Annotated in this window: 20 protein-coding genes; 8 read left to right on the forward strand and 12 right to left on the reverse strand. The window is 34.6% G+C overall.

Annotation, left to right across the window (positions count from 1 at the left end; translation table 11 throughout):
• The first annotated feature begins 100 nt into the window (after positions 1-100).
• Complete coding sequence (locus Q9B79_RS25220) at positions 101-1,504, forward strand: sigma-54 interaction domain-containing protein (protein ID WP_306188621.1); 1,404 nt, start codon at positions 101-103, stop codon at positions 1,502-1,504.
• 149 nt (positions 1,505-1,653) lie between these two features.
• The gene (locus Q9B79_RS25225) at positions 1,654-1,851 is read left to right on the forward strand and encodes a hypothetical protein (RefSeq protein ID WP_000063917.1); all 198 of its coding nucleotides are present in this window, start codon (positions 1,654-1,656) and stop codon (positions 1,849-1,851) included.
• A 52-nt stretch (positions 1,852-1,903) separates the two neighbouring features.
• Here Q9B79_RS25225 and truA read toward each other — a convergent pair whose 3' ends face one another.
• The 6 genes from truA to Q9B79_RS25255 all read right to left on the reverse strand — a co-directional run bounded on the left by truA (position 1,904) and on the right by Q9B79_RS25255 (position 7,829).
• On the reverse strand, positions 1,904-2,641 hold the full coding sequence (truA, locus tag Q9B79_RS25230; protein WP_306188624.1) for a tRNA pseudouridine(38-40) synthase TruA: 738 nt from the start codon (positions 2,639-2,641) through the stop codon (positions 1,904-1,906).
• Between the two features lie 56 nt (positions 2,642-2,697).
• Positions 2,698-4,077, reverse strand: a complete 1,380-nt coding sequence (gene rlmD, locus Q9B79_RS25235) for a 23S rRNA (uracil(1939)-C(5))-methyltransferase RlmD (protein ID WP_306188626.1) — start codon at positions 4,075-4,077, stop codon at positions 2,698-2,700.
• Positions 4,078-4,087: 10 nt separating this feature from the next.
• On the reverse strand, positions 4,088-4,951 hold the full coding sequence (locus Q9B79_RS25240; RefSeq protein ID WP_306188628.1) for a DNA-3-methyladenine glycosylase family protein: 864 nt from the start codon (positions 4,949-4,951) through the stop codon (positions 4,088-4,090).
• A 59-nt stretch (positions 4,952-5,010) separates the two neighbouring features.
• Entirely contained in the window at positions 5,011-5,793 is a 783-nt protein-coding gene (gene pdaA / locus Q9B79_RS25245; RefSeq protein WP_098320112.1) for a delta-lactam-biosynthetic de-N-acetylase, read from the reverse strand.
• A gap of 126 nt (positions 5,794-5,919) precedes the next feature.
• A complete protein-coding gene (gene fumA, locus Q9B79_RS25250; RefSeq protein WP_000413517.1) occupies positions 5,920-7,440 on the reverse strand; it encodes a class I fumarate hydratase in 1,521 nt (506 codons plus the stop codon).
• Positions 7,441-7,646: 206 nt separating this feature from the next.
• Positions 7,647-7,829 carry an SE1561 family protein gene (locus tag Q9B79_RS25255; RefSeq protein WP_000513558.1) on the reverse strand — a complete coding sequence of 61 codons (183 nt, stop codon included), beginning with the start codon at positions 7,827-7,829 and terminating at the stop codon, positions 7,647-7,649.
• A 213-nt stretch (positions 7,830-8,042) separates the two neighbouring features.
• Between Q9B79_RS25255 and yfkAB the strand changes: the two genes are divergently transcribed.
• Positions 8,043-9,170, forward strand: coding sequence for a radical SAM/CxCxxxxC motif protein YfkAB (gene yfkAB, locus Q9B79_RS25260; protein ID WP_000156008.1), 1,128 nt, complete (start codon positions 8,043-8,045; stop codon positions 9,168-9,170).
• A 34-nt stretch (positions 9,171-9,204) separates the two neighbouring features.
• On the opposite strand, the gene Q9B79_RS25265 is transcribed toward yfkAB, so the two are convergent.
• A complete protein-coding gene (locus tag Q9B79_RS25265) occupies positions 9,205-10,002 on the reverse strand; it encodes a YfkD famly protein (RefSeq protein ID WP_306188634.1) in 798 nt (265 codons plus the stop codon).
• Between the two features lie 81 nt (positions 10,003-10,083).
• On the reverse strand, positions 10,084-11,139 hold the full coding sequence (cax, locus tag Q9B79_RS25270; RefSeq protein ID WP_306188636.1) for a calcium/proton exchanger: 1,056 nt from the start codon (positions 11,137-11,139) through the stop codon (positions 10,084-10,086).
• Positions 11,140-11,314: 175 nt separating this feature from the next.
• Here cax and Q9B79_RS25275 point away from each other — a divergent pair, with 175 nt between their 5' ends.
• The 3 genes from Q9B79_RS25275 (at position 11,315) to Q9B79_RS25285 (ending at position 12,719) form a co-directional block, all read left to right on the forward strand.
• Positions 11,315-11,731: a pyridoxamine 5'-phosphate oxidase family protein gene (locus Q9B79_RS25275; protein WP_306188637.1), complete on the forward strand. Its 417-nt coding sequence runs from the start codon at positions 11,315-11,317 to the stop codon at positions 11,729-11,731.
• Positions 11,732-12,037: 306 nt separating this feature from the next.
• Entirely contained in the window at positions 12,038-12,184 is a 147-nt protein-coding gene (locus tag Q9B79_RS25280) for a BH0509 family protein (RefSeq protein WP_000817786.1), read from the forward strand.
• A gap of 106 nt (positions 12,185-12,290) precedes the next feature.
• The gene (locus Q9B79_RS25285; protein ID WP_306188640.1) at positions 12,291-12,719 is read left to right on the forward strand and encodes an EamA family transporter; all 429 of its coding nucleotides are present in this window, start codon (positions 12,291-12,293) and stop codon (positions 12,717-12,719) included.
• A 10-nt stretch (positions 12,720-12,729) separates the two neighbouring features.
• On the opposite strand, the gene Q9B79_RS25290 is transcribed toward Q9B79_RS25285, so the two are convergent.
• Complete coding sequence (locus Q9B79_RS25290) at positions 12,730-13,323, reverse strand: DedA family protein (protein ID WP_306188642.1); 594 nt, start codon at positions 13,321-13,323, stop codon at positions 12,730-12,732.
• 473 nt (positions 13,324-13,796) lie between these two features.
• On the opposite strand from Q9B79_RS25290, the gene Q9B79_RS25295 reads away from it, so the two are divergent.
• Positions 13,797-16,559, forward strand: coding sequence for a tetratricopeptide repeat protein (locus Q9B79_RS25295; protein ID WP_306188643.1), 2,763 nt, complete (start codon positions 13,797-13,799; stop codon positions 16,557-16,559).
• 41 nt (positions 16,560-16,600) lie between these two features.
• Here Q9B79_RS25295 and lepB read toward each other — a convergent pair whose 3' ends face one another.
• Positions 16,601-17,137: a signal peptidase I gene (gene lepB / locus Q9B79_RS25300; protein ID WP_306188645.1), complete on the reverse strand. Its 537-nt coding sequence runs from the start codon at positions 17,135-17,137 to the stop codon at positions 16,601-16,603.
• Between the two features lie 186 nt (positions 17,138-17,323).
• Between lepB and Q9B79_RS25305 the strand changes: the two genes are divergently transcribed.
• Positions 17,324-17,608, forward strand: a complete 285-nt coding sequence (locus tag Q9B79_RS25305) for a hypothetical protein (protein ID WP_000867043.1) — start codon at positions 17,324-17,326, stop codon at positions 17,606-17,608.
• A gap of 53 nt (positions 17,609-17,661) precedes the next feature.
• On the opposite strand, the gene Q9B79_RS25310 is transcribed toward Q9B79_RS25305, so the two are convergent.
• A complete protein-coding gene (locus tag Q9B79_RS25310; protein ID WP_306188648.1) occupies positions 17,662-18,342 on the reverse strand; it encodes a lysoplasmalogenase in 681 nt (226 codons plus the stop codon).
• A gap of 122 nt (positions 18,343-18,464) precedes the next feature.
• The gene (locus Q9B79_RS25315; protein ID WP_306188649.1) at positions 18,465-19,415 is read right to left on the reverse strand and encodes a DMT family transporter; all 951 of its coding nucleotides are present in this window, start codon (positions 19,413-19,415) and stop codon (positions 18,465-18,467) included.
• Between the last annotated feature and the right edge of the window lie 172 nt (positions 19,416-19,587).

A 19,587-nucleotide genomic window follows, 5' to 3' on the forward strand; every position in this document is an offset into this window, starting at 1 on the left:
TTAAAAGAAAAATAGCAAAAAAATTTTGCGATTTTATAAGAATTTTAATAAAATTATAAAAAGTCAGTCTTCATAGGGTGAAATGAGGAGAAGATAATCTATGCGTACAGAAGAAATTAATTTAAAACAGATCATTGAAATGAATATGCTATATGAAACTTTACTCAATGAGCTCGATATCGGGATTCATATTATTAATGAGGAAAGTAAAACGATTATCTACAACCGCAAAATGATGGAAATTGAATCAATGGAACGCTCAGATGTATTATATAAAAGTCCTTTAGAAGTATTTGCATTTGAAGAAAATAAAAATAGTACTCTTATAGAGGCATTAAAATTAGGAAAAACAAACAAAAATATAAAACAAACGTATTTTAACAATAAAGGGCAAGAAATTACAACGATTAATAATACTTTTCCTATAATAAAAAACGGAAAAATTAAAGGTGCGATTGAAATTTCAACAGAGATTAACCATTCCAAACAAACAATGAAAACAAGCCTTTCTCGAAAACAAAATAATAAGTTTACCTTTGATCACATAATCGGTGATTCTAGTGCTATTCAATCCGTCATTACAGAAGCTAAAAGAATCATTCGTACATCCTCCTCCATACTTCTCGTAGGGGAAACAGGGACCGGTAAAGAACTATTTGCACAAAGTATCCATAACGAAAGTCAGCGTTCAGGCAAACCATTTATTTCACAAAACTGTGCCGCTATACCTGATACACTCATGGAAAGCTTATTATTTGGTACGAACCGAGGTGCATTTACAGGAGCTATCGATAAAGCTGGTTTATTTGAAGAAGCGAACGGAGGAACTTTGTTATTAGATGAGATCAACTCATTAAGTACAGCACTTCAAGCGAAGTTACTGCGAGCTATACAAGAAAAAACAATACGAAGAATCGGAGGCACACAAGAAAAAGAAATTGACGTTCGCATTATAGCAACTATTAATGAAGACCCTCTTGAAGCTATTACACACAATCGATTACGAGAAGACTTATATTATCGATTAAGCGTCGTTACTTTATGTCTTCCGCCTTTACGTGAACGAAAAGAAGATATCCCGGCTCTTGTTCAGCACTTTATCGAAAAATACAACATTCAATTTGGACTTAGTGTAACAGATGTAGATGTGCATGTAAGAGAATTTTTGTATGTATATGATTGGCCTGGAAACGTAAGAGAATTGGAACATATCATTGAAGGTTCAATGAATTTAGTTGAAGATGAAAACATCATTACAGCGTTTCATCTTCCCACTCGCTTTCGCGAACGAATAAAAAAAGAACTCAATATGCAACCTCTCCTAACTAATAACGATACTGATACACCTAAAACGTTAAAGCACACAATAGAAGAAATGGAAAAAAACTACATCAATCAAATTCTGAAAGAGTATCACGGTAATATTTCACAAGCTGCAAAGTTTTTGGGGTTAAGTAGGCAAAACTTACAATATCGAATTAAAAAATTGCATTTACACATATGAAATGAAACTTGAATGAGTCGATTACTAACTCTCACCTATTCGACTTTTATTACTTATTCATATAGCAGAAATCTGCTTTAAAGTACAAACAAACATTTGGTAAAATATGCTACAATAAACATATAACATACTAGAAAGGAACGATATATATGAGTAATGATAACAAATTAAAGTTATTACAATACTTAGCCTTCTTCCCTACCATTGTATGTATGATGTTACTAGTTGATATAAACGCCTATCCTTATGCAAAACTATTAGCAACAATTAGCGGCTCCTTTGCAGCTATTATGCTTGCTGCTTTTTGGAATTTGAAGATACGTATGAAGAAAGAAAGATCTTCTTAACTCCAAACCATAAAAAAAATCGAGCCTACACAGCTCGATTTTTTTATTACTATTAAAACTCAACATTCTCCAAATACAAACCACTCGCCTCAGCAAGGCAATTAATTTGATTGCGTTGTTTCGCCTCTAAAATATGCGGAATTGCTTCTGCATCTAATTGTCCTAATCCAACTTCAATTAATGCTCCAACAATTTTTCGGACCATGTTATGAAGGAATCCGTTACCACTTACTCTAATTTGTACAAATCCTGCTTCTTCCATCACTTCAAGTGTATATACTTCTCGCACCATAGACTTTTTCTTTGATTTTGCATTTGAAAAGGCAGTAAAGTCATGTGAACCAACTAAATGTTTCGCAGCTTCTTTCATGCTTTTCACATTTAATTTTTTACTCACATGCATGCTATATTTACGCATAAATGGATTTGTGTGCTCTTCATTCCAAATTTTATACAGATATGTTTTTGCTTTAGAATTGTAACGAGCATGGAAGCGATCATGTACTTCTTCCACATCCGTAATGCTAATATCATTTGGTAAATATTGATTTAAATATTTTTTCACTTTATGTTCCACTAACTTCTCATCACTTTGAAAGTTAGCAACTTGATTCAATGCATGTACACCAGCGTCTGTTCTACTACAACCGATAATTTCAATTTCTTTTCCGACCATTTCAGAGATGACACTTTCAATTTTCCCTTGAATCGTATTATCGTTATTCCCGAGACGTTGCCATCCTTTAAAACGTGCACCGTCGTACTGAATCGTTAATTTATAATTGTACATTTCATTCTCCTTCATAGAAAATATTCCCTCATATCGTGAGGGAATATGAATATACTTTACTTTCTAACAAGCTTCACTACATTTTCTACATGAGCTGTATGCGGGAACATATCAACTGGTTGTATATATTCCACTTCATAGCTCTTCATTAATGCTTGTACATCACGAGCTAATGAAGAAGGATTACAAGACACGTAAACAACTTGTTTTGGCTTCACTTTTAAAATTGTTTCCAGTAATTTATCATCGCAACCTGTACGTGGTGGATCAACAACAATTACATCTGGACGCCATCCTTCTTTTACCCATTTCGGTAACCATTGTTCAGCTTTACCTGCTTCATATTTCGTATTTGTAAATCCGTGACGCTTCGCATTCTTTCTTGCATCCGCAATCGCTTCTGGAATTACATCCATACCACGTACTTCCGCTGCATCATTTGCAAGCCAAAGACCGATTGTACCAACGCCACAATACGCATCTACAATTTTCTCATTGCCTGTTAAAGCAGCGGCTTTTTTCGCTTCATTGTATAAAACAACCGTTTGTTCTGGATTCAACTGGAAGAATGCACGTGCTGATAATTCAAATGATAGATCACCAAGTGTTTCTTGAATTACTTCTTTTCCAGCTAATTTAAATGTTTTATCACCGAAAATAACAGATGTTTTACGCCAGTTTACATTTTGCATAATTGATTTAACAGCTGGCATCTGTTTTTGTACTTCTGCGATAAATTGCTCCTTATTTGGCAATTCTTCTTTTGTTGTAATAAGTGTAACTTGTACTTCCCCTGTTTGCACTGCCGTACGTGTCACAATTGTACGTACTAAACCTTTTTGCTTTTTCTCATTATAAATAGAAACATTTAACTTTTCTAATATACGTCTTACAACTTTTGTTGCCTCATTCGTTGCTTTATGTTGAATCATACAATGAGCAATATCAATTAACTGATGTGAGTTTTGTTTATACAGCCCTGTAATAACCTTTTCGTCTTTACGTCCCACTTGTAATTGACTCTTATTACGATAATGCCATGGATTTTCCATACCAAGCGTTGGACGGATTTTTTCTTCTAAACTGTTGTTCATATACTTCTGAAATGCTTGTACAACGATATCACGTTTTTGATTTAATTGTTCTTTATAATCTAAATGTTGCAGCTGACAACCGCCGCACTCTTCATATACCGGACATGGTGCTTTCACACGATGTGGTGAAGCTTTACGAACCTTTTTCACTTTCGCTTCAGCGAAGCCACGCTGAATTTTCGTTGTTTCAGCAACAACTTCTTCTCCTGGTAATGCCCCTGGAATGAAAACAACTTGTCTCTTAAAATAACCAACGCCTTCTCCGTTAATCCCAAGACGTTTAATTGTCACAGGAAACGTTTGACCAACTTCCAACTTACTCTCATGTTGCTTTTGTATCATTATTACACCTCTACTCTATACTTTTCCATAAATATAACGCTGCATAACTGCAGTATGGTTCACACTCTTGTTTCACTTTTTCTAAAAATGCATCATCAGGTTTATTATCTAATTGAAATACACCTTGTACTGCACGCTGAATCCCAATGTCCGCTTTCGGGAACATATTTTTCCGTCCAAGCCCAAACATTAAAAAATTTTGCACTGTCCATGTACCAATCCCCCTAATTGGTAACAATTGTGCTGAAACCTCTTCTTCCGCCCTGGTTTCTATACTCTCTAAATTTAATGTGCCGCTGACAATACTTCGACCTAATCCTACTATATATTCAGCCTTTCGTTGACTAAACTTCTGCTCTCTCAATTCCTCTATTGAAATGTTTGCTACTCTTTCTGGAGTTGGGAAAAAGAATACACCGTTCTTCTCTGTTCCATATCGCTTCACAAACTGTTCTGTTAACACAGTAGCAAATTTCAAATTTATTTGTTGATGAATGATACAGCGAAGAAGACAAGCAAAATAATCAAATTCTAAAATAATTGGAGTATAAGCATATGTTTCAAATAGTGGACGTAATGATGTGTTTAAAAAATGATTTTGTATATCTTGAAACGGTTCATTCCAATGAAAAATGGCCCTCATTCGTTTCATGACTTTCTCTGGATCTCCTGTCTGACTAGAAATCCAAAACTGTGGATTTTGAACAGTACCAATCCCTTGCAAGCGAACAACAATCTGTTCCTCGTCTATACAAATCGGGACATAAATAACTTTCTCATCTAATTGAATGACGTTAAGAGGATCAAAAGATAAACGTTTTAATACTTCTTCAAAATGATACGGATACTCTAACGTAACATGCTCGCTCCACATACGTTTCCCCATCCTTTTTACACATCATTATAGCATGAGAAAACCGCAAGCATACATGCTTACGGTTGATTGCTTTTTACTAAGTCATCTAGACTTTTAAAATGATACCCTTTCTCGCGCAAATCATCAATGATTTTCGCAAGTGCTTCTGCATTATCTTTTGATATTGCATGCAGTAATAAAATAGATCCTGGATGAATCATCGTCATAACATTATTATGGGCATATTGCCATCCTCTTTGCTCATCCACTTTCCAATCCAAAAATGCAAGTGACCAAAATACATTATAGTAGCCCATTTCTTTCGTAAGAGCTAACGTTCTTTCACTAAATACGCCGCGCGGAGGACGTACATATTTCACTTCTTTTTGCCCGGTTACTTTCTTAATTTCTTCCGTTACACTCGTTAATTCTTGACGAAGTTTCTCATCATTTACCGCTGTGAAATCAGGATGGCTCCAAGAATGGTTTCCAATAATGTGTCCTTCATCTTTCATTCTTAACAATAAATCTTTTTGTGTTTTAATGTAATGCCCCGTTACAAAGAAAGTTGCTGGTACTTTTTTCTCTTTTAATACGTCTAAGATTTTCCCTGTGTATCCATTCTCATACCCATTATCAAATGTTAAATAAATATCTTTTTTCTTCGTATCCCCTAAATAAAAGCCGCCATTTTTTTGTAGCAAATCTGTATATAACTTTCCTGCATCTGGTACGGTTTCATTTTTAGGGCGCGGGATTCCCCAGTTATGTGGAGTATTTGTATAAGCTAGTGCCGAAACTGGAACAAGTGCCATCATAATTGAAAAAATGAGACCGATATATAACCATTTATGTTTCATAAATAGTCTCCTTTCCATATATAATCGTACTCGTAGTTTCTGTTGCTACGCATTCTTTCATGCTGAACATGTTTTTCTATATATACCAAAAAAATGCATCTCGAATCGTTCGAGATGCATTTTTGTTTACTTAAATACTGGCTCTTTAAAGCTAGCTAATTTTTCAAGTGATGTTTTATCAACATCTGCATGTAAGCTATTACCGTGAGAATCCATTGTTACAACTGCTTTAAATCCATCGATACGTAAATGCCACATTGCCTCTGGAATACCAAATTGTAAGAAATCAACATCTTTCACTTCTTTAATACATTCAGCATAATATTGCGCTGCACCACCGATTGCGTTTAAATATACACCACCGTGTTCTTCTAAAGCTGCTAATGTTTTCGCACCCATGCCGCCTTTTCCAATGACAGCTCTAATACCGAATTTCTTCATAATATCACCTTGGTACGGTTCTTCACGAATACTTGTCGTTGGACCTGCCGCTTTAATTTGCCAATTGTCATTTTCATCTTTCACAACAACTGGACCACAGTGGTAAATAATTTGTCCATTTAAATCTACTGGACAATCGTTATCCATTAAATGCTTATGAATTGCGTCACGACCTGTATACATCATGCCATTAATTGTTACAACATCACCAACGCGAAGTTCACGAATTTGCTCTTCTGTAATTGGCGCTTGTAATACAATTTCACGCTGCTCCGTTTTTTCTTGTACTTCTTGCTCCAGTGTATCTTCACCTTCTTGATATAACCAATCCATAATTTCACCTGTTTCAGGATGGATTGTTACACCAAGGCGACGGTATGCCCAGCAATTATACGCCACAGATACGTAGAAACTAGCTGGCAGACGGTTATACACGCCAATTTTACAGCCAAGTAAAGTTGTTTCTCCGCCAAATCCCATCGTACCAATGCCAAGCTTATTCGCATTTTCTAATACGTACTCTTCAAGTTGTTGTAACTCTGGGATTGGATTGACATCATCTAATGTACGGAATAATTGATTTTTTGCTAATTCGTAACCTGATGTGCGGTCTCCCCCGATACCAACACCAATTACACCTGCACTACATCCTTGACCTTGTGCTTGATATACCGCATGAAGAAGGCATTTACGAATCCCTTCTAAATCACGGCCAGCTCGTCCAAGTCCTTCTAGTTCACACGGTAAGCTATACTGAATATTTTTATTCTCACAGCCACCACCCTTTAGGATTAAACGTGCATCAATATAATCTTTTTCCCATTGTTCAAACTTAATAACCGGTGTACCTGGTCCTAAATTATTTCCACTATTGTCTCCAAAAAGAGAATCAACAGAATTTGGACGAAGTTTACCATCTTTTGTCGCCCGCTCAAGCGCATTATAGATAGCTTCCTTCAACTTTAATTGATTCACACCAACTGGTGTATAAATTTTAAACGTTGGCATCCCTGTATCTTGGCAAATTGGCGAGATGTTATCATCAGCCATTTTAATATTATTTGTAATTGTGCCAAGTGCCATCGCAGAACGAGTCCCTGCATTTTCTCGCTCTTTCGCTTGTTGAATCGCGCGACGAACATCTTTCGGTAAGTTCGTTGACGTTTCAACAATTAGTTGATACATGCTTTCTTGAAGCTTTTCCATTGTTACTTCCCCCTCAATTGTGAACGCTACCAAAACGTTATGAGCTGAAAATTCCATTATTATGCTCTGCAGCTTTTTATTTGTTTCACGCTATTCAAGCATACATGAAATTTTTCACAACTTGATTATACCTCTTTTTCTATCGTCCTTCTATTATCCGCACAGAAAAAGGCTACCAAATTGGAATTGGCAGCCTTTTTAATATATTATTCGTCTTTTTTAAATTGCTCACATTTTAATTCTAATTCATCTAGCATTGCAAGAAGACGATCTACATCTTCTAATTCTACTTCTTCAGGTTCAATTGTATCAATTACTTCAATGAACATATTTAAACGTTCTTTTAAATATACTAATTGTGTGTCTTTATCTTGAATTGCTTTTCCCATGAAGGCACTCTCCTTTTAATTCGAGTTGCTTTTATTATACCGCAAAAATGATTGCTATGGGTATGTAAATTCATCAATATTGTCACAGTCATTCATTTAAATGTAAGCCCTATCTCTTTTTTCACAAAAAAGTTTCACTTTATAAAAAGCGCATATTCTTCTATTATAGAGGATGGACAAATTGTTATTTCAATAGTCAAAGGAGTATTTCATATGACGATATCACAAAAAATGAAGCCGATTACTCCTTCTTACGATCCATGGGAAGCGTATATGGACCTTGAAGAGTACGGCAAACTACTATTAACAAATGTTGAGTTTACAACAACGACGTTATGCAATATGCGCTGTGAGCATTGCGCTGTTGGTTACACGTTACAGCCGAAAGACCCGAATCCGCTTCCGATGGATCTTTTATTAAAACGATTAGATGAGATTCCTCATTTACGTTCTTTAAGTATTACTGGCGGAGAACCTATGCTTTCAAAAAAATCCGTCGACAACTATGTAACACCACTCTTAAAATACGCCCACGAACGAGGTGTTCGCACTCAAATCAACTCAAACTTAACTATAGATTTAGCACGTTACGAACAAATTATTCCCTATTTAGACGTATTGCATATATCTCATAACTGGGGAACAATTGACGACTTTGTTGAAGGCGGATTTGCAATGATGGAGCGTAAACCTACGTATGAACAGCGTGCAAAATTATTTGAACGCATGATCACAAATAGTAAAGCTCTATCAGATGCAGGTGTACTCGTATCAGCCGAAACGATGCTAAATAAACGAACTCTACCACATATTGAACATATTCATCGTCAAATCGTTGATGAAATGGGATGTAAACGTCATGAGGTTCACCCAATGTATCCAAGTGACTTCGCGAGTAATCTAGAGATTTTAACAAAAGCTGAAATTCGTGATGCAATTGAGCATTTACTAGAAATTCGCGATGAAAATGTATGGATGTTATTTGGAACTTTACCTTTCTATGCTTGTAGCGATGATGAGCGAGACATTGCTACATTCAAAAAATTACAAGAGAGCAAAAACGTCACTGTTCGTAACGATCCAGATGGCCGTTCTCGTTTAAATGTAAATATTTTTGATGGAAATATTATTGTAACAGACTTTGGTGATGTTCCACTTCTAGGTAACATACAAACAAATACGTTACAAGAAGCGTATGAAAAATGGAGCGCTTCAAAAACAGCAAAATCATTAAGCTGTCACTGTCCTGCAGTAAAATGTCTTGGACCAAATGTTCTTGTAAAAAACAGCTACTATCCAACCGAAGATTTCTTATCAAAAACAGCAAATATTACATTATAAAAAAACGTCAGCTTATAAGCTGACGTTTTTTATATTATTGCGAATGAGAAGAAGAAATGAATTTAAAATACAAATGATCATGAATTGGGATAGCAGCACCGATTCCTTGAGAAGTAATATTTTTTACAACAAGCCTTTTTTGATTTCCTTTTAATACAAGGTATACTTCTCCAAATGTTACTTTTCCTTTTTCATTTACTGCTGGTGTATAAGCATATAAATATCCAAGTTGACTCGGACTAATATTATACACGCGCTCATGCCCTGTACCATAACCAATAGTCGTTTTAAATGAAAGCGGCAATTGTACTTTTTCAAGTGCTTTGAGAAGCATCATTTTCTTCACATCTGCAGCATCTTTCATATCTGCTGTTAAATCGCCTTCAACCGTCTTTTGTGTTTCTTGCTTATAGCGTAGTGGATATAGGCGATCTCCTCCACGATTATCGTAAACATTGCGATTTACTTGTTTATATTCCCAATTAACCGATGTATCAATCGATTCATAATGTAAAGCCCATTGCCCTAAATAAATCTTTGCTCGGTACCCTACCGCAAGCGGCGCATTCGAAATTGTCGTTTCATTAAACATTCGAATTAAGTCCGGATTTTCAATTTTAATATTTGCTGTTTTTAATAATTCTTGAGCAAACTTACTCGGCTGTAAACGCGGTAAATCTTGCGCATCATTTGGAAATGTATTGTCTTTAGAAATATTTAAAACAGATGAAGGCATTTTTGTTTCTACCGTTGTCTTTGCAAAGCCACTGTTAGGAAATAATAAAATAAACGAGACCATAGTTAAAAGACATATGCTGTATACTCGTTTCACCTGTCTGGCTCCTTCCTACGTAAAGGTATATATACTACTTCGTTTATTGTTTTCTCTGAGCACAATTGTTATGCCTATTTTTCATAATAAATAAAAACCAATTCCCATAATGACATACGCTGCTAATAAAGTACCGCCCTCAAACCAGTTTGTATCTCCATCATTTGAAATCGCAATCGTTAAGAAAACAGCTGTAATCATAGAAACAAGTTCTGGTATTGTAAATACTAAAGGCATCCTTTGTGCGAAAAACATAGAAAGCAGTACTAATACGGGAGCAACAAACATGGCAATTTGTAATGTAGAACCTATCGCAATTTCAACTGCAATATTTACTTTATTTTTATACGCCATAATAATTGCAGATGCATGTTCCGCTGCGTTCCCAACAATTGCAACGATAATAACCCCTATAAACAATTCTGACCAACCAAATGATTTTGCAACTGTCTCAAATGTATGCACGAGCGCCTCTGACACATAAGCTACCGCAATTGTCGCTATTGCTAAAATAAGTAGTGCTTTCCCTTTCGACCACTCGGGTTCTTCCTCATGAGCGACTTCATCACTTTTATGTTGATATACACCGCGGTGTGTAACTAACTTAAATAGCAATGCAGCAAGGTACATAATAATCATAATAATTGAAACACCAATACTTAATTGATATGTCTTTCCAGCGTCCATCTTCATTGAAAAAATCTCTGGAATAACAAAAGCTACTACAACAGCAAATATTAATAAAGCTGAATTATGCCTCGCATCATACACATTAAAACTTTGCCTTTTGTATTTAAGCCCTCCTATAAAGAAGGATAACCCTCCTACTAATAATAAATTTCCAAGTACAGAACCTGTTAAAGAGGCCAACACCACTTCAATTAATCCCGCCTGAAGTGCAAAAATCGAAATGATTAGTTCAACAGCATTACCGAAAGTAGCATTTAATAATCCGCCTATTCTAGGACCCGATACAATCGCCAAACTTTCTGTCGCTCTCCCCATAAAACCCGCTAGTGCGATAATCGTAATGCAATATACAGCGAACATAATTGTTTGAGGCCAATGAAGCGTTTTTCCAAGTACAGAAAGTGGTACCCCGATCAGTGCTACGATAAGAAATATTTTATTAAACATGCTTTTCATCCTTCCATCGTATGTATTTCTCCTCGATATTATTATTATTCTTCTCCTAACTTGTCCGATTTCATCACAATTACGTTTAAAAAATCGTGTTGATGAAAAGAGTATGAAAGATACTTCATTTTATTTAGACGGGGAAAATTACAAATTATGAAAAGGGGCTAAAAACATGCATTTAAAAGAAAAAATTGAAATGATTATTTGTGGTCAACGAACTGGTGTATTATCTACTGTACGTGAAAATAAACCTCATAGCGCTTTTATGATGTTTTTCCATGAAGATTTTGTACTATATGTTGCAACAGATCGAAAATCAAAAAAGATAACAGATATTGAAAACAATCCAAATGTACATGTACTACTTGGCCGCGAAGGAAAAAAATTAGATGAAGATTATATTGAAATGGAAGGCTTAGCCTCTATCGAAGAAGACTCCACATTAAAAAACAAGTTTTGGAATAATAGCTTAAAACGTTGGTTGCTCGGTCCTGAAGACCCTAATTACGTATTAATAAAAATCAATCCTGACACAATTTATTACATCGATGGTGCTGGTACGACGGAGCCCGAGTTTTTACGACTATAAAGTGAAACTTTAATCAGTGGGGGGTTTTCTTCATCCCCACTGATTATTAGTTGAACCAATCGGACTTTTATGGGCAGTTGATCCCCCACCTAACTTCTTTGCTTTCGCTGAATTTTGAGGTGGGGGTCTTACTGCCCATTAAAGCGGGATAAAATAAAACAAGCCCCCCTTAGGTGGGCTTGTTTTGTCGAAAAGTTCTTCTGAAAAAAACAATAAAATAGGTGGAACTTTCTAAAGATTCTGTTATATAATAGAAGTAACTTAAATAAACTGTATTAAAACAGATTGAGAGGAGAAATAAAATTGATGAAAAGAGAAGAACGCAAAAACATGATTGAGTTTATTGAAAAGAAAAAAGGGATTGAGCGTGACGAATTATTGTTTATGACAGATGATGAGGTAGAACATATTTATAATGTAACGTACTTTCTATATGAAGAAATTGCAGAGTAGTATAATAATCCCCACCTTATTAAAAATATAAGGTGGGGATTATTTCGTTATTAATACATGAGAATGATTTTCATGTATAATAATGTAAGATTGGAGGAATTTTACTATGAGTTCATGGCTCTTATTCGCACTATTATCAGCAATTGCTGCTGCCCTTGTATCTATTTTTGGAAAGATTGGTTTAGATGAAATCGATGCCAACGTCGCAACAACGGTTCGTTCTATTATTATGGCATTATTTATGGTAGGCGTTATTATTATACAAGGTAAATTTCAAAATATTGGCGACGTACTGCTAAATAAAAAAGCACTGCTCTTTATCACATTAAGCGGGGTTGCAGGTGCTTCATCATGGCTATTTTATTTTCTTGCCCTCAAAACAGGAAAAGTTTCACAAGTAGCTCCTATCGATAAATTAAGCGTCGTATTTTCAATCATTCTCGCTATGATTATACTCGGCGAAAAATTAAACTTTATGACTGGCATTGGTGTTGTCTTTATTACAGCTGGTGTACTATTTATCGCTTTCAGCTAAAAAACCGCTATTAGCGGTTTTTCTTTTTCTTTATATAAAACCATACAACACCTGTAACAACCACTGAAATGAATAAAATCCATATTCCATAATGATGTAAACTATACTCAACGAAACGCCACTTCTCCCCTAACTTCCAACCAAGTCCAATAAAAACACTTATCCAAATAAGTGCACCACCGTAAGCGTATAAACAAAAACGCCAAAGTGTTAAATTCGACACCCCAGCAAAATATGCTGTTAAATGACGTACTCCTGGGATAAAGTAACCAATCATTAAAAGAAATGGTCCATATTTTTCAAATAAAATATGTGTTTTTTCAATGTGATGTTCTTTAATTCTAATTTTCGGTCCATATTTTTTTAAAACAGGGAGTCCAAGTTTTAAACCTAGTATGTAACTTAATGTAATACCTAATATCGCACCAGCCATCCCACTTAAAAACGCAGCAGTTCCTGACATAACGCCTTTTGAAACGTTATAACCAACGAATGTCAATAAAAACTCATCTGGTATCGGTAATCCAACAATTCCGCCAGCTAAAGCTATAATAATTCCAAAATACCCATAATGCGCGATTAACTCGCCAATATGTTGTTCCATTCGGAAGACACATCCTATGCACGATCGTTATTCCACATTGTGCCCTTTCTATCTTTCAGACAAACATGGTATACATATTCACTATACATTGTTTTTATAATGAACTCTACTTCTATCCATTCCTTTAGCAAGAAGAAAGTACACTATTAATCAGTAGAGATTTATTCATTCTCACTAATCTTTAGCACACATCAATCATGCGCCCGCCTTTCCCCCACTTCCCTTGTATTCACCAATTTTTATTTTTTAATCTTACTATCCACAAATAGCAGGATTAAAAAATAAAAATTCATATGCTTATTTTTTTGTTACAATAAAGAAAAGTTACTTTTCGCAACGGTTTAACTCTCAGGAAAAATGATATACCTAGCAAAAACATAGTTTGGTCGATATAATGCAACTTCTACCTATTAAAAGAACATGCACCCTTTACATACAACATCATTTTTCTAAATTATACAGGGGGAACGAACATGACCATTGAAAATCAATTTATCCAAAAAGTTTACTATAAAACATTTTTAACAGAAGAAGCTTCTACTCCGGTATCAGAAGTACTTGGTGAAGCATATATAAATGAATCTACCAATGAATTCTCCAACATTTCTAATATCCGCTTTGCTCAAGGTGAATTTTATTACCAAAATAAAGACTTTGAAGCAGCAATATTTAAATGGGAGAAAGTAAATAACGAACTTGCACTTTGGGCAACCAAAAATATTGCAGATTCTTATTTTGAACTAGGATTCTTGCCAAAAGCAGAAGAAATATATCAATCTATTCAAACGGAAGATACGACTCTTACAATGGAAGTTTCCTTACAACTGCTTTCTCTTTACATCGAACAAGATCGTTTAGGTCTAGCATTTAAGACGATTAGTGAGGCTGTTGCATTCCAACCTGACTATCCAAATATTACTTCCATTGCTCGCTCATTCTATGAAAAACAAGAAGATTGGAATAATGCCATTGAACTTGCCGTTCAAGAAGGAATTCGAACAAAATCATTACACTGGTTCGACACTTTAATCAATTATGTGAATCAAGGATTTACGAAACAAATTAAACCAGAATATTTCTATGAATCTTTAAAAGCTCTATATACAATTGATCAAGTCCAATTTAAAGAACTTGTTATTGCTCTTTGGAACAGTTATCAAAATGAAACATTACATCTATCTTGGATTCAAACAATAAATCATTTATTCTTACATATTGAAACAGACAACAATGACGATTGGCATGAAATTGTTGAACGCTACCAAGATACGTACTTTGAATTAATTACTGGTGAACATTTCATGCATGAAATGCAAGGCCTTGTACCAGATTTATTAACAAATTGGTTTAGTTTAACGAAAGCAAAAGATGCCCTATTTGTCTCTGCTGCAGTGTTAGCGTGGAATGAAGTTTCACCTACAACGTTAGAGTCATTACTCGTAAAAAGTGCGGGAGCCCTCCTCTCTAATTCAACAGCTGAAACAAATGTAAATATGGAAACCGTTTCTCATTTATTCGAAACAATTGCTGTATGGGCTGAAAAAAATGATGTAGATTTAAGTCATCAATTTACGTTACTCGTTCATGAACTATGTGATTTAAATGTTACACAATTGCTAATAGCAGGAACTAGTGACCATGATAAATCATCATTCGTCAATTCAATATTAGGAGAGAACATCTTAACTGAGACTGTAACAACTCCTATTCTATTTAAAGATGATAGCCAAACTGAAATAACAGAATTCACTGCGTTAGATGTACACAATATACCGAACTTTGATGAATTCCATCAAATAATGGCTACACCTTCCGAGTCAGAACTTGAGAAAAAATGTATAGAAATTAAGTTACCAAGTAGATTTTTAAGAAAAAATAAGTTCGCATTCCTTGTTACGCCATCTGCTCAAGGGCAAGTGGATAAAAACAGCTCATACTATGAATACTTACAAGCAGCAGATAGCCTTATTTACGTATTAAATTCTACTTCACCATTACACGGTGAAGAGCTTGATACATTACTTTATTTACGTGAACAAGTACCAAACTTACAAATTCATTTCGTATTACACACAAATAGTGCGGACAATAATGAAAAACTAATAAATAAGATTAAAGTCCATTTCCCAAATGCACAGTTCTTCCCATACTCTCCTTCACAAGAGAGTAGTCAGCAACTCGGAGATGTGACAGAGTCTATTCTTTCTAATCTAGCAGGACGCGACATAGAACAAGAACGTATAGAAAAACTAATATGGTTTACTCAAAAGACAATTGCATACCTTGTAAATGAACGTGTCGAATTAGAAAATACATTAGTGAAATCAGTACGCTGGAATAAACATATCTCAGTAAAACTAAATGGATTCATTAACAATCTTACTGCTCTTGAAAAAGATAAAATTCGTTCTATTACAGAATCTTATCTTTTAACAAAAGAAGAAATCACACGAGACATCCATTCTCAAATTCCTGAATTATTACAGAGCTGTTCTGACCTTGTTCAAGAAGATAGTGATTTCAAATTAGTTCATGAAGAATTAAATACTGCGATGAACGATCGAATTCAAAAACATGTACAGCAAGTACTTCTTCCTAAATTTACTGGGTTTATTCAAGAATGGATTGAAACAGCACATAATGAATTTATTCAAGCTCAATCTTATTTAGATGAAATGAGTGAAACGTTTAATAAATTATACAAAGAAGAACGCATGAAACTTCCTTGCGATTTCAAATTACTAGATGATTGGCATCGAGATGTTGTACGTATGACAAATAGAATTACAGTATCGAACATCAATATTTTATTACGCTTTACACCGACACAATTTTTCTTAAAGAGTGCGGGAAAACTATTTGGTAACATGCAAAAAAATCAATCTATGCTCGCAAACAAATATAAACAATATATTGAAACGGAAGACTATACGGAAATTGCTCAAACAATCTCAAAACAATTCTTCCTTCAGTTTGAAGTATTTGAAGGCGCATTAGAACGAGATATCATGATGTTCTTTAAAGATCCACTTAGCATATTGAAACAAAATGTAGAAGCCGCCCAACTTGAAATACAAGAAGACGAGCAAACATTAGCAACGTTAAGAAGCAATCCAGAAACTTATCACGATCCGTTAGCATTCTTTAAACTACAACTATTGCAGCACAAATTCGTTTTAAGTACACATAAAAATAATGAAGACGTCTATGAATTTAATGAGTCGCCTACGATTTAGCAAAAAAACCAAGCAAACTAAAATTTGCTTGGTTTTTTACTTTAATTCATTATTTTCATATGTTCAAATGGATAGTAAATTGCCGCTAATTCTCCTAATACATCTGCTTTATCAATAAGTCCTAAACCATTTCTACTATCCCTACTTATTAAGCGATTATCTCCCATAACAAAAATCTTATTTTTAGGAACTGTAATTGGTCCAAAGTCCTCTGTTAAATTCATAAGTTTTTTTTCAGCTTGTTTTCTATTACTATACAAATACGCTTCCTCTATCACTTCATGATTCACATATAATTGATCGTTTCTCACCTCAATGACATCGCCAGGCAAACCAATAACCCTTTTCACATAAAAATTATCCGTCTTTACAACAATAATATCTTCTCTCCCATAACTTTCGAATTGCTTTGCCAACTTATTTACAATCACCTTATCACCATCATGTAACGTTGGCTTCATGGACGCCCCTTTTACAGTCGTAGGAAAAAACACGAAAATTTTCGCCAAAAACACCAATAAACATGCAATAGCAATTGTTCCAAAGAATTCACGCAAACGTTTTTTCTTTTGCATCATTCCACCATCTCATCATCTTTTTACTTTTATTATAAAGACTTCAACTGTATAATTTCCATAAAATTCTGAATTAATAAATTCAAATATTACAAAAATATAAATAATAATATTCAAGAATGTATTATTTTGATATACTATATCTTGCATTTATCATTATATTTTTAGTTACTTAGGAGGACTTTTTCTATGAAAGTTATGCTTAAAAATGAAAATACTGGCCAAATTAAGCAAGCAAAAATTGGTTTTAGTTGGACTGTATTTTTCTTTGGTTTCTTCCCTGCTATATTCCGTGGAGATTGGAAATGGTTTTTAATTATTTTAGTCGCTAGCATGTTTACATTCGGATTCTCTAACTTAGTCTTCTGCTTTATTTACAACAAGCTTTATATCAATGATTTATTATCTCAAGGTTATAAAGCAGCAGATGAATACAGCCTTTCTGCTCTACAACAAAAAAATATCGTAGCATAGTAACAAAAAAGATACTCTTTGAATAGCCTACTCACTATTCAAAGAGTATCTTTTTATATTCCCACATATACAATACACATTTGAGCCGCTACATATGTAAACCAAATCCAAAGTGGTTCATACTTTAATTTGCGCCCTCCAATATCTGTCACGCCAATAATAAAATCAGAAATCACAAATAGTAAACCACCCAAAGCCGGTATCCACCATATTCCTGTATTCTCATAGTATAAGGCGAATGCAAAGCAAGCCATTCCTCCAACCCACAATCCGTAAATTAGCGCTCCTGTCGTAAACAATTTATCTTGTTTATCATTTCGTATAAAGAAGAACCATCCTATAATGAGAAAGAGTCCGTATACGAGTAAACCAATCCAAAAACCATTCCATGAAATGCCTGTTTGCAAAAATGCTTTTACATAAAAACAATGAGCAAGAGCGAAAGTAATCATTCCTCCAATTAACCTGTGACCAATTGGAATCAAGCCTGCCATAAATAAATCTCCTACAGTTGATAACGTCATACCCAGTGCAACCCACGTACTATACTCTACTGATGGATCTTGTAACCATATCCAAATTGCACTTGCTGTTAAAGAAAAACTAAGAATAAGACGTACTGCTAAAGGTAACGGCATATTATTTCTTGTTTTTTTTGTCTGCCCTATTGCGTACATTGCACCAATTAGAAAAAGAATGATTTGTGCAATTAACACCATGTAAAGTAGATTCATAATATGTTCTCCCCAATAAATACTTTTTGTATCTTTTTTCGTTACACCTAGTCTATTATCCTTTTTCTATACAAAAAAAGAAGAACAGTACTGTTCTTCCATTGTAATCGTTTTCTCTTCATCTATGCTACTTGTTTTTCTTGCTCCATTTTCTGCTTAGCTGGCGCTCGGTTCACCACGATAATTCCCGCAGCTACACATGCTAAACCGAATAATACAAATGAATGAATTGCTTCTCCTAAAATCATGCTCGATAATAACACACCAAATACGGGTATAAAGAACATGTACATTGATACTTTTCCAACTTTGTTGTACTTCATAATTGTATTCCAAATGCAAAATCCTGCTGCGGATAAGAAAGATAAGTACATAAGCATAAGTATTGCATGTACACTAAATGTAAATGGCATGACTCCAACTTGCAAAGCTCCTATACATAATAGCCCAATAGAACCAAAAATCATTTGGTATGCTGTCATATAGCCAACATCTAATGTTTTACTACCTTCTTTCGCCAATATATTCCCATATGAGTACAACATTGCTGCACTAAGAAGTAATAAACTACCGATTCCGAAATGGAATGACAAACTGCCATCACTCGGTACATTTACTAAAACGACACCACAAAAACCGATAGATACTCCAATTATTTTTCTCATATTAAGCGCATCGTCTTTATATAAGAAGTGCGCGAGTAAAATTTGAAAGAATGATGATGTTCCTGAAATGATAGCTCCTTCGATACCAGAGCTATAACTCATCCCAATATAAAAACATATATATTGAAGAAATGTTTGAAATAAACCAATTTGTACTAACTGCTTCCCTGTTCCTTTTTTGAAGCTCATATCTTTTCCTAACGCTTTAAAGAAAAATAAAAGCATGACTCCAGATAAAAAGAAACGATAGCCAGCAAATAATATTTGCTCCCCAACTTCTTGTGGCTGAATTCCAAGTTCAGCATAACTTAATTTAATAAACGGGAATGCACTCCCCCATAAAAAAGTCGCTACTATTGCAGCAATTAATACGCCAATCGGATGGGTAAAAAATTTCTCTGTCTTCACTTGTTGTCTTCCTTTCCGATCTTTTTATGAACAATAATCATATATACCAAAGGTATTGCGAAAACACAAGTTTTCCGTTTATACTTGAAACAAAACTGTGCCATCTTATAAAAAGATATGATATACTATAGAATAATTACAACATAATAACTGTTAAAAACAGATTCAACAG

The organism is Bacillus sp. MHSD_36 (genome assembly GCF_030757775.1).
In the GTDB taxonomy this organism is placed as follows: Bacteria; Bacillota; Bacilli; order Bacillales; family Bacillaceae_G; genus Bacillus_A.